The organism is Thiorhodococcus fuscus (assembly GCF_042682685.1).
GTDB lineage: Bacteria > Pseudomonadota > Gammaproteobacteria > Chromatiales > Chromatiaceae > Imhoffiella > Imhoffiella fuscus.
The window spans coordinates 7,626-8,004 of the sequence record NZ_JBHUHX010000008.1; the positions used below are offsets into that span (position 1 = coordinate 7,626).

Annotated in this window: 1 protein-coding gene; it reads right to left on the reverse strand. The window is 65.7% G+C overall.

Annotated features, from left to right (window positions below):
- Positions 1 to 379, reverse strand: a 379-nt coding sequence (locus ACFSJC_RS04510; protein ID WP_386023852.1) for a hypothetical protein, incomplete at both ends; no start/stop codon positions are given.

A 379-nucleotide genomic window follows, 5' to 3' on the forward strand; every position in this document is an offset into this window, starting at 1 on the left:
TACAGGCCGCTGCTCGGGTCGGGCTCCATGATCAGGGCGACCTCGGCGGTGACGTCCTTGCCACTCTTGTCGAGCAGGCGCAGGGTGCCGTCGGTCAGATCGCTGCTGTCGAGGCTGATGTCGTAGTAAGTGTCGGCGGCAACGTCGAGCTTGAGCCAGTCGATGTCCGCGCCCCAGTCGATGCGACCGCTTTGATCGCTCGATCCCAGCGTCCCCGCTGTCTTCGCGGTGTTGCCGGAGTCGTCGACGATGGTGGTGACGTTGAGGCTGTAGTCGCCCAGGTCGCTCGCGCTCGCGCCGCCCACTTGGACGTAGTAGGTGCCGCCTTTGGCGTCGGTCGTGAAGGTGATCACGCCCAGTCCGGTGCTGGTGTCGAGGC